Source organism: Micromonospora sp. NPDC048894 (assembly GCF_040649765.1).
Lineage (GTDB): Bacteria > Actinomycetota > Actinomycetes > Mycobacteriales > Micromonosporaceae > Micromonospora > Micromonospora antibiotica.
In genome coordinates this window covers 21,750-35,932 of sequence record NZ_JBEZFY010000010.1, presented here as the reverse complement: position 1 = coordinate 35,932, position 14,183 = coordinate 21,750, and the positions used below count along the sequence as shown (strand labels likewise).

Below are 14,183 nucleotides of genomic sequence, written 5' to 3'. Positions count from 1 at the left end.
GTCACATCCGACAGACGGGACGGTGACGCCCGGGCGGATGCCCCGCCGACCCCCATGAGGAGCACGCATGAAGCGCAGAACCCTGGCGATCGCCGCCGTCACCGCGGTGACGCTCGCCCTGGCCGCGCCACCGGCCACGGCCGCCCCGACCGCCCGGCCGGCCACCGCCGCGCCGGCCGTCGCCGCGCTCGCCGCGCCGGACGTCCAGGTCGCCAACGTCCAGGCGCACCTGGCCCAGTTCCAGAGCATCGCCACCAGCAACGGCGGCAACCGGCGGGCCGGCTCGGCCGGCTACACCGCCTCGGTCGCCTACGTGAAGTCCAAGCTCCAGGCCGCCGGCTACACGGTCACCGAGCAGACCTGCACCAGCTGCACCTACCAGGGCAACAACGTGATCGCCGAGTGGCCGCAGGGCCCGACCACCGACGTGGTCATGTTCGGCGCGCACCTCGACGGCGTCGCCGCCGGACCGGGCATCAACGACAACGGCTCCGGCTCGTCGGTGCTGCTGGAGAACGCCCTGGTGCTCGCCCAGCAGAACCCGACCATGAGCAAGCGGGTCCGGTTCGCCTGGTGGAACGGCGAGGAGCAGGGCCTGCAGGGCTCCAAGTTCTACGTCAACTCCCTGACCACCGCCCAGAAGGGCTACATCAAGGGGTACTACAACTTCGACATGGTCGCCTCGACCAACGGCGGCTACTTCATCAACCGGGTCACCTCCACCACCGCCGCGCCGCTCAAGGCGTACTGGGACTCCCTCGGGTTGTCGCCGGAGGAGAACACCGAGGGCCAGGGCCGCTCCGACGACTACTCGTTCCAGCAGGCCGGCATCCCCACCTCGGGCTACGCGATGGGGGCCAGCGCCCGCAAGACCAGCGCCCAGGCCAGCAAGTGGGGCGGCACCGCCAACGCCGCGTACGACCCGTGCTACCACTCGTCCTGCGACACCACCAGCAACATCAACGCCACCGGGCTCAACCGCAGCGCCGACGGCGTCGCGTACGCCATCTGGGACCTCGCGGTCGGCGGCGGCACCCCGACCAACGACTTCTCCGTCGCGGTCAGCCCGACCTCGGGTGGCGTCACCCGGGGCGGCTCCACCACCGCCACGGTCAGCACCGCCACCACCAGCGGCAGCGCCCAGACCGTCGCCCTGTCGGCCTCCGGTGCACCCAGCGGCGTGAGCGTCTCGTTCAGCCCGTCGTCGGTCACCTCCGGCGGCTCGGCCACCATGACGGTCAGCGCCTCGTCGAGCGCCAGCCTCGGCAGCTTCACCCTCACCGTGACCGGCACCGGCTCGGCCACCCGCACGGCCAGCTACACCGTCACCGTCACCGTCACCGGTAGCTGCACCGGCGGGCAGGTCGTCGGCAACGGCAGCTTCGAGTCCGGCACCACGCCGTGGACGGCCACCTCCGGCGTCATCACCAACTCGTCCAGCCAGCCGGCCCGCACCGGCTCCTACAAGGCATGGCTCAACGGCAACGGCAGCACCAGCACCGACACCCTGTCCCAGTCGGTGACCGTGCCGGCCGGCTGCTCCTCCTACGCCCTCGCCTTCTACCTGCACATCGACACCGCCGAGCGGACCACCACCGTCGCGTACGACAAGCTGGTGGTGCAGGTCGGCAGCACCACGCTGGCGACGTACTCCAACCTCAACAAGGCCAGCGGCTACACGCTGCGCTCGTTCGACCTCGGCGCGTACGCCGGCCAGACGGTGACCCTGAAGTTCACCGGCACCGAGGACTCCTCGTTGCAGACCAGCTTCGTCATCGACGACGTGACGTTGCAGGTGAGCTGACCGACCCGGGTGGGGTGGACGCCTGGTCCACCCCACCCGGACCGTCATGGCGATAAATGTCATACCCCGGTCGGACCATGGGGACATGGCTGCCCCCGCGCTGTCCCACCACAGTGGTCAACCCCGATCCGTGCCGCTGCGCGAGCTGCGTACCCGGCTGACCCAGCTGATCGCGATGGCCGAGCTGACCGACACGGTCACCCTGGTCACCCGCGACGGCGACCCCCGGCCGGTCGCCGCGATCGTGCCGGCCTCCGCCGCCCGCAGCGCCGCCCAGGCCCGCGCCGACGACGAACGCCTGGGGACGGTGACCGCGGGTTGGGCCCGCCGGCTGGAGGAGTCACACCGGCAGGGCGCCCGCCGGCACGCCGCCGAGCTGCGGGCCATGACCGACGCCCTCGCCGAGGTCTGGGCCGAGCTGGACCGGCACGTCCCACCCGGCACCGACCCCGCCGTCGACCGGCTCCGCGCCGCCCAGGCCGACCTGCGCCGCGACTGACCCGGGCACACCCGACACCCAAGGCCACCGCGTCAACCCCGACGCCCGGGCCGCTCCCGACCCGTGCCACGACCGGCACGCCCGCCGGTAGACGCGTCATGCCCACCCGACTCCACTTCCCGCCCCGCTCGCCCCACCCCACCCCGGTGATCAAGAAGTTTGCGTCAAGTGATCAAGAGGTTTGCGTCAATCTGAAGATCGAAGCTGACGCAAACCTCTTGATCACCGAGAACGGGAAGGGGCACGGGGCCTGGGTGGGTGGGGTTCAGTTGACCGGTGTGGGGGCTCGTGTTGGGCGGGTGGGGGTGGTCGGGTGGTCCATCGTGCGCCAGGGGCCGCCCAGCAGTGGGGTGAGCACCACCAGCAGGTAGCAGCCGCCCACGGTGAGCAGGACGGGCGTGGTGCCGAAGCCGTCGACGGCCACCCCGGCGGCGAGCGCGCCCAGCGGGATGCCGGCCCAGCAGCCGGCCCCGATCACCCCGAAGACCCGGGCGCGCAGGTGGGCCGGCACCCGTTCCAGCTCCACCGCGCCGAGCAGCGGGTTGATCGCACCGGCGGCGAAGCCGGACAGGGCGAAGACCGCGACGATCCAGGGCAGCGGCGGCGCGGCGGCCAGCGCCCAGAAGGGCGGCGCACCGGCCAGGGCGAACGCGGTGACGAGGGTGGCCCGGCGGGGCAGCCGGTGGCCGACCCCGCTGAACAGCAGCGACCCGGCCAGCGCGCCGCCACCCATCGCGCCGACCAGCAGGCCGAACGCGGTGGGCCCGCCGAGTTCCCGGTCGGCCACCACCGGCAGCAGCACGTTGCTCTTGGTCGCGTCGAAGAAGTTGGTCACCAGCACCAGCAGCACCACCGCGCGCAGCAGCGGCTCCCGGCTCAGGAACCGCACCCCGGCGGCGAATTCCCGCCAGTAGCCGCCGCCGGCCGGATCGGTCGGCGTGGCCGGACGCAGCGACCGGGGCACCAGCACCGTCACGACCAGCGCGGAGACCGCGAAGGTGACGGCGTCCAGGGCCAGCACGGGGAGCGCACCGAGGGTGGCGACGAGCAGGCCGGCAATCGGGGCGCCGATCAGCCGGGCGCCCCGCTCGCTGGCCTCGTACCAGCCGACGGCCCGTTCCAGCGGCACCCCGGCGGCGGTGGCCGCCTCGGGCAGCAGGGCGTTGCGGGCGGTCTGCCCGGGGGTGTCGAGCAGGCCGCTGGCGAAGACCAGCCCGAGCAGCGCCCAGAACGGCAGGCCGACGGTGGCGTCGAGCAGCGGCACGGCGGCGACCGTCAGCCCTGACACCACGTCGGCCAGGACGCTGGCCCGGCGGTAGCCGATCCGGTCCACCAGCACCCCGCCGAGCGCCCCGCCGAGCACCACCGGCACGGCGGCGACCGCACCGGTGAGGCCGGTGGCGGCGGGCGAGCCGGTCTCGGCGAGCACGTAGAGCGGCAGCGCGATCAGGGTGAGCATGTTGCCGGTGAGCGAGACCGTGTGACCGACCAGCAGGCCGACCAACGGCCCACGGTGGCGCGGCGTCACCGCTGGTCCCGGAAGGCGTGGTACATCAGCGACACGGTCTCGGCTCCCGGCCGGGCCGGGTCGCTGCGGGCCTGCCAGCGGGCGGCCAGCGCCTCCAGGTCGGCCCGCAGCTCGATCAGCTCGTCGCTGGTCAGGTGCAGCCATGAGTCGCTGCTGGCGGTGCCGCGTACCCACTGCGGGTCGAGGGTCGCCTCGACGTCGAGGTAGTGGCCGAGCCGTTCGGTGTACCGGTCGAGGACCGCGCGGCGGAGCAGGTCGGAGGCGGCCCGGCGTTCCGGGTCGGCGAGCAGCTCGACCGGCTCCCAGGAGGTCCGGGTGTGCGTCGCCCGCCACCAGCGTTCGCGGCGGTCGCGGGCGTGCTCGGGGGCCTCCTCGACGAAGCCGTGCTCGGCCAGCTTGCCCAGGTGGTAACTGACCGAACCGACCGCCTCGTCGATGGCGTCGCTGAGCATGCCGACGCTCTGCGGACCCCGCACGCGCAGCTCGCCGAGCAGCCGCAACCGGGTCGGGTGGGCCAGCGCCCGCATCGCCCGGGGGTCGGTCAGGTGCCGGGGGTGTTCCTCCGTCATGCCGCCACGGTAAAAGAACAAGACATGAAGTACAAGAGTTCTTGTATAGCTGGTCCAGTGGGCCGCCGGTCGACGCGCTGCGGACCGCACGCGGGGCGGGGACAATCCGACGGGAGCATCGGCCGGGGGACCGGCCGGCCCGCGAGCCGGAGGCGGTGTCGATGAGCGGATCGGCGGTGGCGGCCGGATCCGACCGGGCCGGGAGCGGGCGGTGACGTCCGGGCTCGCGCTGACCTTCGCGCTCGGCGCGGCATTCGCCTACGGCGTCGGCTCGGTCCTCCAGGCCGTCGGGGCGCGGCGCGGCGCCAGCACCCTGCGTGCCCTCGGGCACCCGCTCTACCTCGCCGGCCTGGCCTGCGACACGCTGGCCTGGCTCGCCTCCCTGGTCGCCCTCCAGAAACTGCCCGTGTACGCGGTCCAGTCGGTGACCGCCGGCTCCCTCGCCGTCACCGTGGTCATCGCCCGGATCGTGCTCGGCGCGCGACTGCGCCGCCGCGACACCGCGGCGATCCTGCTCACCGTCGCCGCCCTGACCGTCATCTCGCTGGCCGCCGGCCCCGAACCGCCGGTCACCGCGTCGACGGCGCTCCGGGTCGGCCTGGCCGTCGCGGCGGTGCTGACCGCCGCCGCCGGGGCCGCCGCCCTGCGGGTGGCCCGACCGGTCGTCGCCGCCACCCTGGCCGGCCTCGCCTGGGGGATCACCGCGCTGTGCGCGCGGGCGCTCACCCCGCCCCCCGACCCGCTGGGCCACCCCGGCGCGGCGGCCTGGGACCTGCTGCGGGAGCCGGTCAGCTGGGGACTCGTCGTCTCCGGGGTGGCCGGGACGATCCTCTACGCGCACGCGCTGCGGCACGGGTCGGTCGGGCCGGTCACCGCCGTACTCTGGGCGGTCGAGATCGTCGTCCCGTCGGTCGCCGGGGTGCTGCTGCTCGGTGACGGGGTCCGGCCCGGTTGGCTGCCCTGGGCGGTCCTGGCCACCCTGACCACGGTGGCCGCCGCGATCGTGCTGGCCGGTGCCCCGGGCACCGCCGACACCGCCGCAGCCGACGACCGCGCCCCCGGCTGAGCCCGCAGGGCACTCCGGGAGAAGGTCAGCCCTGCCGGCGGCCCCCGCCAGCCGGGCGGCGACCCTTGAGCCGACGACCCAGCTCCCGGGCGATCTCCCGGTTGGCGTCGCGTTCGGCGAGGACCTGGCGCTTGTCGTACGAGCGGCGGCCCCGGGCGAGCGCGATCTCCACCTTGGCCCAGCCGTTGCTGAAGTACATCGACAGGGGCACCAGGGTCACCCCGCCGTCGCGCAGCTTCTCCAGGATCCGGTCGATCTCCACCCGACGCAGCAGCAGCTTGCGGGTCCGCCGGGGCTGGTGGTTGGTCCAGGTGCCGTAGCCGTACTCGGCGATGTGCAGGCCGTGCAGCAGCAGTTCGCCGTCGCTCTCCTGGGCGAACGCGTCGACCAGCGACACCCGCCCCTCGCGCAGCGACTTGACCTCGGTGCCGGCCAGCACGATGCCCGCCTCGTAGGTCTTCAGCACGGTGTAGTCGTGGCGGGCCTTCTTGTTGGCGGCGATGAGCTTGCGCTCCGCTTCCCGCGACACGACGACCACCTCCGCTCGGATCTGCCAGCGGCGTACACCCTACCGTCGGTTGCGGCCCGGACCCCGCGTGGCAGGATCGCCGCATGTCGGAATGGGCGGCGATCACACCGGAGGACCGGGACTGGACCGGCGTCATCGACGACGGCTGCGCCGAGTGCGGCTTCGTGCCGCAGCGGGCCGACGCCACCGGGGGCCGGCTGCGCGCCACCGTCCCGGTCTGGCGGGACGTGCTGTCCCGGCCCGACGCGACCCGGCGGCCCGCGCCGACCGTCTGGTCGCCGGTGGAGTACGCCTGCCACGTGCGGGACACCTGCCGGATCTTCCGGGGTCGGCTGGCGCTGATGCTCGACGAGGACGACCCGGTCTTCCCCAACTGGGACCAGGACGCCACCGCCGTCGAGGACGACTACTTCCACCAGTCACCGGCCCGGGTGGCCGGGGAACTCGCCGCGCAGGCCGAGTCGACCGCCGCCGCCTTCGACGCCGTCACGCCCGTGCAGTGGGACCGGCCGGGCCGGCGCAGCAACGGCTCGGTGTTCACCGTGCGCCGCTTCGCCGTCTACTTCCTGCACGACGTGGTGCACCACGTACACGACGTCACCCGCCCGACGACCACCCGCTGACCCCCCGGGGCGACGTCGCGGGCGGGGGCCGCCCGGGGCCGACGTCGAGGGGCGGTGTGGCGCAGCCCCCGGCGCAGCCGCCCGGCGGTAGGGTCCGCGGCCGTGACCGACTTCCTCGCCGAGACCCGCGCCTCCTACGACACGATGGCCGCCGAGTACACCACCCGCAACCGTGGTGAGTTGGCCGCCCGGCCGCTCGAACGGGCCGTGCTCGCCGCGTTCGCCGAGACCGTGCTGACCGGCGGGGGCGGCCCGGTGCTGGAGGTCGGCTGCGGCCCTGGCCGGATCACCGGTCACCTGCGCGACCTCGGGTTGGCCGTCACCGGGCTCGATCTGTCCCCGGGCATGCTGGCGCAGGCCCGGCTCGCCCACCCCGACCTGACCTTCGTCGAGGGGTCCATGCTGGACCTGCCGGTCGCCGACGGGGTGCTGGCCGGGCTGGTCGCCTGGTACAGCGTCATCCACGTGCCCGACGAGTGGCTGCCCCGGGTGTTCGCCGAATTCCGCCGGGTCCTCGCCCCCGGTGGGCACGCCCTGCTCGCGTTCCAGGTCGGCGACGAGACGGTCCGCTACACCGAGGCGTGGGGCCACCCGGTGGCGCTGGCGTTCCGTCGCCGCCGCCCGGACCACGTGGCCGCGCTGCTGAGCGCCGCCGGACTGCCGGAGCAGGCCCGGATGTGCCGGGCGCCGCAGGAGTTCGCCGGTGCCATGGAACGCACCCCGCAGGCCAGCCTGCTCGTTCGTCGGGACGACGACCGGGCGTGACCGGGCCGCCACGATACCTCGTATCCTGTTGCGCGGATCTGGCCCACCGTACGAGGAGGTTGGTGTGAGCAGTCGGACCGAGACGCTGGAATTCCAGGCGGAGACACGCCAGCTGTTGCAACTGATGGTGCACTCCATCTATTCGCACAAGGACATCTTCCTGCGCGAGTTGATCTCCAACGCCTCCGACGCGTTGGACAAGCTCCGGCTGGAGTCGCTTGTCGACTCCGACCTCGACGTGGACACCACCGACCTGCACATCGAGCTGGTGATCGACCCGGACGCCCGGACCCTGACCGTCCGGGACAACGGCGTCGGGATGTCCCGCGAGGATGTCGTGTCGCTGATCGGCACCATCGCCCGTTCCGGCACCGCCGAGTTGCTGCGCAAGCTCAAGGAGTCCAAGGACAACGCGGGCAACGAGCTGATCGGCCAGTTCGGCGTCGGGTTCTACTCGACGTTCATGGTCGCCGACCGGGTCACCCTGCTCACCCGGCGGGCCGGGCAGACCGAGGGCACCCGGTGGGAGTCCAGCGGCGAGGGCACGTACGTGGTGGAGACGGTCGACGACGCCCCGCAGGGCACCTCGGTCACCGTGCACCTCAAGCCCGCCGACGACGAGGACAACCTGCACGACTACGCCGATCTCGCCACGGTCCGGCAGATCGTCAAGCGGTACTCGGACTTCATCGCCTGGCCGATCCGCACCACCGTGCCGGGCGTCGACGGCGGCGAACCCACCGAGGAGACCCTCAACTCCCGCAAGGCGCTCTGGGCGCGTCCGCGCGACGAGGTCGCCGAGGAGGAGTACCGGGACTTCTACCGGCACGTCAGCCACGACTGGACCGACCCGCTGGAGACCATCCACATGCGGGGGGAGGGCACCTTCGAGTACGAGGCGCTGCTGTTCCTGCCCGCGCACGCACCGTACGACCTGTACCAGGCCGACGGCCGGCGCGGGGTGCAGCTCTACGTCAAGCGGGTCTTCGTGATGGACGACTGCGCCGCGCTGATGCCGAACTACCTGCGCTTCGTCAAGGGCGTGGTGGACGCGCACGATCTGTCGCTCAACATCTCCCGGGAGATCCTCCAGCAGGACCGGCAGATCCAGATCGTCCGTCGCCGGCTGGTCCGCAAGGTGCTCGCCACGGTCAAGGACATGCGCACCGGCAACCCGGAGCGTTTCGCCACCTTCTGGGGTGAGTTCGGCCGGGTGGTCAAGGAGGGCCTGCTGGAGGACGCGGACAACACCGAGACGATCCTGGAGCTGGTCTCGGTGGCCTCCACCCACCACGACAGCGACCCCACCACCCTGGGCGAGTACGTGGCGCGGATGAAGGACGGCCAGGGCGAGATCTACTACGCCACCGGCGAGAACCGCACCATGCTGGAGAACTCGCCGCACCTGGAGGCATTCCGGGCCAAGGGCTTCGAGGTGCTGCTGCTCACCGACCCGGTCGACGAGGTGTGGGTGGAGCGGGTCGGCCAGTTCGACGGCAAGCCGCTGCGCTCCATCGCCAAGGGCGAGGTCGACCTGGAGACCGAGGAGGAACGCAAGGACACCGAGGTCGCCCGGGAACAGCAGAACAAGGAGTACGCCGAGCTGCTCACCTTCCTCGGCGGGGCGCTCGCCGACACGGTCAAGGAGGTTCGGCTCTCGTCCCGGCTGACCACCTCGCCGGCGTGCATCGTCGGCGACGCCCACGACATCACCCCGACCCTGGAGAAGATGTACCGGGCGATGGGGCAGGAGTTGCCCCCGGTCAAGCGCATCCTCGAGCTCAACCCGACCCACCCGCTGGTCAGCGCCCTGCGCGTCGCCCACCAGCGGGGCGACGACACGTCGGGGCTGACCGAGACCGCCGAGTTGGTCTACGGCACGGCGCTGCTCGCCGAGGGGGGCGACCTGGCCGACCCGGCCCGGTTCGCCCGGCTGCTCGCCGACCGGTTGGCCCGTACCCTCTGATCCGGCACGGTCCCGGCCGGGAGGTGCCCGGCCGGGACCAGCGCACCGCGTCTCGTCGGACCGTGCCGAGCGCCCCTCCGACCGGGTGACCGGGCCACCCGGTCGGGGAAGCGGTACGGGAATTACCCGGCGCGCGGGAGCTTGTGCGGGCCGCCGCGGGTGCTGGCCGCGTCCGGGCCTCGTGCCCAGGTCGCGAACGTCGATGTGTTCGCCGCGTCGGCGGATAGGCTGGGTCCTGGTGTGCCGGGAAGTCTGGTCGGCGATGGATGACGCGACCCCTGCCGACGAGGAGTTTCCGTGACCGACGCCGACCGGCGCCGTACCAGCCTGTTCGCCCGCCGCTCGTGGGGCGAGACCAGCCGCATCTCCACCATTCTCCGCAAGGAGACCGTCGGCGGGGCACTCCTGCTCGTCGGGGCGTTGATCGCCCTCGTCTGGTCCAACACTCCCTGGTCGGAGCAGTACCAGGCGCTACGGGACCTCACCGTCGGCCCGGCGGCGCTGCACCTGGATCTCAGCCTCGCCACCTGGGCCGCCGACGGTCTGCTGGCCGTTTTCTTCTTCGTGGCCGGTCTGGAACTCAAGCGCGAGTTCGTCGCCGGTGACCTGCGGGATCCCCGCCGGGCTGCGGTGCCGGTGGCGGCGGCCGTCGGCGGGGTGGTCGTGCCCGCCGTCCTCTACTACGTGATCGCCGCCGGCGCGGGTACCGACGCCGGCCGGGGCTGGGCCATTCCGACCGCCACCGACATCGCCTTCGCCCTGGCGGTGCTCGCCGTGGTGGGCCGGTTCCTGCCGTCGGCGCTGCGGACCTTCCTGCTCACCCTGGCGGTGGTCGACGACCTGCTCGCCATCATGATCATCGCGGTCTTCTACACCTCGGACCTTTCCGTCGGCCCGCTGCTGGGCGCGCTGCTGCCGCTCGCCGCCTTCGCGTTCCTGGTGCAGCGCCGCGTCCGGTCCTGGTGGCTGCTGCTGCCCCTGGCGGCCCTCACCTGGGTGCTGGTGCACGAGTCGGGCGTGCACGCCACGGTGGCCGGCGTCATGCTCGCCTTCACCGTCCCGGTGGTCCGCAGCGCGGCGGCCGGTGGCCCGGACGCCGGCCCCGGCCTGGCCGAACACTTCGAGCACCGGGTCCGGCCCATCTCCGCCGGGATCGCCGTTCCGATCTTCGCGTTCCTCTCCGCTGGCGTCACCGTCGGCGGCCTCGCCGGCCTGGCCACCGCGTTGACCGACCGGGTCGCGATCGGCATCGTCGTCGGCCTGATCATCGGCAAGCCGGTCGGCATCCTGATCGCGACCTGGCTGGTGTCCCGGTTCACCCGCGCCGACCTCGACGAGGGCCTCAACTGGCTCGACGTGCTCGGTCTCGCACTGCTCGGCGGGATCGGTTTCACCGTCTCGCTGCTGATCGGGGAACTCGCCTTCGGCCTCGGCAGTGAGCGGGACGACCACGCCAAGATCGCCGTACTCGCCGGCTCACTGCTGTCTGCGCTGCTGGCCAGCGTCATCCTGCGCGCCCGGGGACGCGTCTACCGGCGGGTGCACGACGCGGAGAGCATCGACCTGGACCGCGACGGCGTACCGGACGTCTTCGAACCGGAGTCGGAGCGGCCCACCGGGCGGTGACCCGGCCATCGCAGCGGTGCCCCCACCCGGTCGCTATGATCACGGCGATCCGAGGAGCGCCGGGAAGTCTGGTCGGCACCGTGCTGGTCCGTGCCCCTGGAAGGTCTCGCCGTGCTGCTGCTCTGCTTCGCCGCCGTCCTGCTCGCCGCAGTGCTGGTTTCCGCGTTGGCCCACCGGACGATCCTGTCCACCGCGGCGCTGTTCCTGGTCGCCGGGTTCCTGCTCGGTGAGAACACCGGCGGGGTGCTGCACCTACGGGCCGACTCGCCGATCGTGGCGCAACTGGCCGAGCTGGCGTTGTTCGCGGTGCTGTTCACCGACGGGATGCGGGTCGGCTGGGCCGACCTGCGCGCGGCCTGGCGGCTGCCGGGCCGCGCGCTGGGCTGGGGCCTGCCACTGACCCTGCTGGTGACGGCGGTGCTGGCGCACTACGTGGCCGGGCTGGACTGGCCGGAGGCGTTGCTGATCGGCGCGATCCTGGCCCCCACCGACCCGGTGTTCGCCGCCGCGCTGGTCGGCAACGACAAGGTACCGTCCCGGCTGCGGCACCTGCTCAACGTCGAGTCCGGTGTCAACGACGGCCTGGCGCTGCCGTTCGTGGTGGTGCTGCTCGCGGTCGCGGCCGGCTCGGACGACCTGCACCTGGGGGAGTTGGGCACCGAGTTGGCGGTGGGGTTGCTGATCGGGGTGCTGGTGCCGCTGGCGGCGATCGCGTTGGAGCGGACCCGGTGGTTCGCCGCTTCGGCGGCGTACGCGCCGCTCAACGGGGTCGCCATCGGTCTGCTCGTGCTGGCGCTGGGCAAGGCCACCCACGGCAACCTGTTCCTGGCCGCTTTCGCCGCCGGCATCACGGTGGCCACGTTCGGGCCCCGGGAACGGGCCGCGTTCGAGCACTTCGGGGAGAACGTCGCCGAGTTGCTGAAGCTGGCCGCGCTGCTGGTGTTCGGCGCGTTGATCTCGGTGGAGTTCCTCGGCGAGATCTCGTGGGCCGGCTGGCTCTTCGCGGTGCTGGCGATCGTGGTGGCCCGCCCGCTCGCGTTGTGGATCTCCTTCCTGCGCTCGGGGCTGAGCCTGCGCGAGCAGGCCGCCGCGATGTGGTTCGGGCCCAAGGGGTTCGCCTCGGTCGTCTACGGACTGCTGGTCCTGGAGTCCGGTATCGCCGCCGGTGACGAGGTGTTCCACCTGGTCGCGCTGACCATCGTCATCTCGATCCTGGCGCACTCCTCCACCGACGTGGTGGTGGCGCGCGCCTTCGACGAGGCCCGGGAGGCACCGGCGTGGCACGGGGTGGTGCACCGGTGGCGGCGGGCCGCCCGCCCCGCGCCCGTCTCCCGGCCGGGACCGGGAGACGGGCCCGACCGGACCGGCGACACCGACGACGCTCAGGCCAGCACGAAGTAACGCAGCCACAGGTACGGCACGGCCAGCCCCACCGTGACCAGGGTCACGATCAGCCCGTACCGGGTGAACTGCCAGAAGGTGATCCGCTGCCCGGCGCGTTCGGCCAGTCCCAGCACCACGACGTTGGCGGAGGCGCCGACGGCGGTGGCGTTGCCACCCAGGTCGGCACCGAGGGCCAACGCCCACCAGAGCACCCGGGACTGGGCGGTGTCGCCGTTGGCGTTGACCATGTCGGCGACGACCGGGCTCATGGTGGCGACGTAGGGGATGTTGTCGACGATCGCCGACAACGCGGCCGATCCCCACAGCAGCACCATCGTGGCGGGCAGCAGCCGGTCGGCGGTGGCGTCGATCGCGGCCCGGGAGATCTGCTCGACCACCCCGGTGTTGACCAGCGCGCCGACCATGATGAACAGGCCGGCGAAGAAGACCAGGGTGGGCCACTCCACGTCCCGGCTGACCTCCCCGGCGTCGAGGCGGGACAACGCGAGCAGCAGCAGCCCGCCGAGCAGGGCGACCACCGCCGGTTCGAGGTGCAGGGTGGTGTGCAGGACGAATGCGGCGGTCACCGCGCCGAATACCGCCAGCCCGAGGATGAGCAGGCGAGGGTCCCGGATCGCGTCCTTCTCCCGCAGCGAGGCGATCTGCGCGGCACGGGTCGGGTCGTAGCGGAAAGCCCGCCGGAACAGCACCCGGCACAGGCCCAGGAAGACCACCAGCAGCAGCACCACCAGCGGGGCGAGGTGGATCAGGAAGTCGTTGTAGCTCAGCCCGCCCCGGCTGCCGATGATGATGTTCGGCGGGTCGCCGACCAGGGTGGAGGTGCCGCCGATGTTCGATGCCATCGCCTCGGCGATGAGGAACGGCACCGCCGGCACGTCCAGGCGTTCACACACCAGGAAAGTCACCGGGGCGATGAGCAGCACGGTGGTGACGTTGTCCAGGGCCGCCGAGGCGACGGCGGTGATCAGCACCAGGATCACCATCACCCGAAACGGTCGCCCCTGGGCGCGCTTGGCCGCCCACACGGCGACGTACTCGAAAGCACCGGTGCGTTTGAGCACCGCGACGATGAGCATCATGCCGATGAGCAGGAAGATGACGTTCCAGTCGATGCCGGACCGCTCGGAGAAGAAGGCGTGTTCGGTGTCGGTTGCCCCGATCAGGAACATCACCGCCGCGCCGCCGAGGGCGGCGGCCACCCGGTGGATCTTCTCGGTGGCGATCAGCATGTACGCGACGGTGAAGACGGCCACCGCCGTCCAGGCCAGGCCGCTCACGCCGTACCCAGCATCCGGTCGAGCAGGGCGTCCAGGGTGATGCCGCCCGTCACCGCCGCGCCCCGGGCCGCGACCGCGACCAGTGGGCTGCGTTTCTGGGCCATCACCGCAGCGACCTCCAGGACGGTGGCCTGCGGTTCGACCACGGGCGGTCCGGGCTGCTCATGGGGCAGCAGCTCAGCCACGGAACGACCCTCCGCCCCACGCAGGAAGACATCCGCCGACGGCTCGTCGATCATCCGGGCCAGCGTCGGATCCTCCCGGCAGTAGCCGGGGATGACCAGACGCAGCACCTGGGTGCCGGGCAGCACCGCGACGGGACGACCGGCGGCGTCGACGACGATCAGCCCGGGTAGGTTGTGCCCGGCGAGCAGCCGGGCAGCCTCCAGCACCGGGGCGTCGAGGGCGATCGTGGGAAACGGCACCGCCAGGTCCTTGGCGCGCACGGCGACTCCTCGAAGGTGTTTCGGGCATGGGCTACCGCACGCCGACCAGTCTTCCCGGCACACCTGCCGTCACCCTAGTAC

The 14,183-nt window shown here is 72.4% G+C and carries 13 protein-coding genes; 8 read left to right on the top strand and 5 right to left on the bottom strand.

Going from position 1 to position 14,183, the window contains the following annotated elements:
- Positions 1-67: 67 nt before the first annotated feature.
- Together AB0C22_RS21535 and AB0C22_RS21530 are read left to right on the top strand one after the other, a co-directional pair.
- A complete protein-coding gene (locus AB0C22_RS21535; protein ID WP_357536645.1) occupies positions 68-1,804 on the top strand; it encodes a M28 family peptidase in 1,737 nt (578 codons plus the stop codon).
- A gap of 85 nt (positions 1,805-1,889) precedes the next feature.
- Positions 1,890-2,303, top strand: coding sequence for a type II toxin-antitoxin system Phd/YefM family antitoxin (locus tag AB0C22_RS21530; protein WP_219462250.1), 414 nt, complete (start codon positions 1,890-1,892; stop codon positions 2,301-2,303).
- 265 nt (positions 2,304-2,568) lie between these two features.
- Here the strand turns inward: AB0C22_RS21530 and AB0C22_RS21525 are convergent, their stop codons facing one another.
- Complete coding sequence (locus AB0C22_RS21525; protein ID WP_308290757.1) at positions 2,569-3,831, bottom strand: MFS transporter; 1,263 nt, start codon at positions 3,829-3,831, stop codon at positions 2,569-2,571.
- The gene (locus tag AB0C22_RS21520; protein ID WP_219462249.1) at positions 3,828-4,400 is read right to left on the bottom strand and encodes a helix-turn-helix domain-containing protein; all 573 of its coding nucleotides are present in this window, start codon (positions 4,398-4,400) and stop codon (positions 3,828-3,830) included. Before AB0C22_RS21520 ends, AB0C22_RS21525 begins: the two co-directional genes overlap by 4 nt.
- A 211-nt stretch (positions 4,401-4,611) precedes the next feature.
- Between AB0C22_RS21520 and AB0C22_RS21515 the strand changes: the two genes are divergently transcribed.
- Positions 4,612-5,466 (top strand): hypothetical protein, encoded by an 855-nt coding sequence (locus AB0C22_RS21515; protein WP_357536642.1) that lies wholly within the window; start codon positions 4,612-4,614, stop codon positions 5,464-5,466.
- Positions 5,467-5,491: 25 nt separating this feature from the next.
- On the opposite strand, the gene smpB is transcribed toward AB0C22_RS21515, so the two are convergent.
- The gene (gene smpB / locus AB0C22_RS21510; RefSeq protein ID WP_219462247.1) at positions 5,492-5,995 is read right to left on the bottom strand and encodes an SsrA-binding protein SmpB; all 504 of its coding nucleotides are present in this window, start codon (positions 5,993-5,995) and stop codon (positions 5,492-5,494) included.
- 83 nt (positions 5,996-6,078) lie between these two features.
- On the opposite strand from smpB, the gene AB0C22_RS21505 reads away from it, so the two are divergent.
- The 5 genes from AB0C22_RS21505 (at position 6,079) to AB0C22_RS21485 (ending at position 12,376) form a co-directional block, all read left to right on the top strand.
- Positions 6,079-6,618: a DinB family protein gene (locus AB0C22_RS21505; protein WP_219462239.1), complete on the top strand. Its 540-nt coding sequence runs from the start codon at positions 6,079-6,081 to the stop codon at positions 6,616-6,618.
- Positions 6,619-6,720: 102 nt separating this feature from the next.
- Complete coding sequence (locus AB0C22_RS21500) at positions 6,721-7,383, top strand: class I SAM-dependent methyltransferase (protein ID WP_357536639.1); 663 nt, start codon at positions 6,721-6,723, stop codon at positions 7,381-7,383.
- A 64-nt stretch (positions 7,384-7,447) separates the two neighbouring features.
- On the top strand, positions 7,448-9,349 hold the full coding sequence (htpG, locus tag AB0C22_RS21495) for a molecular chaperone HtpG (RefSeq protein ID WP_357536637.1): 1,902 nt from the start codon (positions 7,448-7,450) through the stop codon (positions 9,347-9,349).
- 297 nt (positions 9,350-9,646) lie between these two features.
- Complete coding sequence (gene nhaA, locus AB0C22_RS21490) at positions 9,647-10,975, top strand: Na+/H+ antiporter NhaA (RefSeq protein ID WP_219462234.1); 1,329 nt, start codon at positions 9,647-9,649, stop codon at positions 10,973-10,975.
- 90 nt (positions 10,976-11,065) lie between these two features.
- Positions 11,066-12,376 carry a cation:proton antiporter gene (locus AB0C22_RS21485; RefSeq protein WP_357536635.1) on the top strand — a complete coding sequence of 437 codons (1,311 nt, stop codon included), beginning with the start codon at positions 11,066-11,068 and terminating at the stop codon, positions 12,374-12,376.
- Here the strand turns inward: AB0C22_RS21485 and AB0C22_RS21480 are convergent.
- Together AB0C22_RS21480 and AB0C22_RS21475 are read right to left on the bottom strand one after the other, a co-directional pair.
- Entirely contained in the window at positions 12,358-13,656 is a 1,299-nt protein-coding gene (locus tag AB0C22_RS21480; protein WP_357536633.1) for an ArsB/NhaD family transporter, read from the bottom strand. The genes AB0C22_RS21485 and AB0C22_RS21480 overlap by 19 nt on opposite strands.
- A complete protein-coding gene (locus AB0C22_RS21475; protein ID WP_357536631.1) occupies positions 13,653-14,102 on the bottom strand; it encodes a CBS domain-containing protein in 450 nt (149 codons plus the stop codon). Before AB0C22_RS21475 ends, AB0C22_RS21480 begins: the two co-directional genes overlap by 4 nt.
- Between the last annotated feature and the right edge of the window lie 81 nt (positions 14,103-14,183).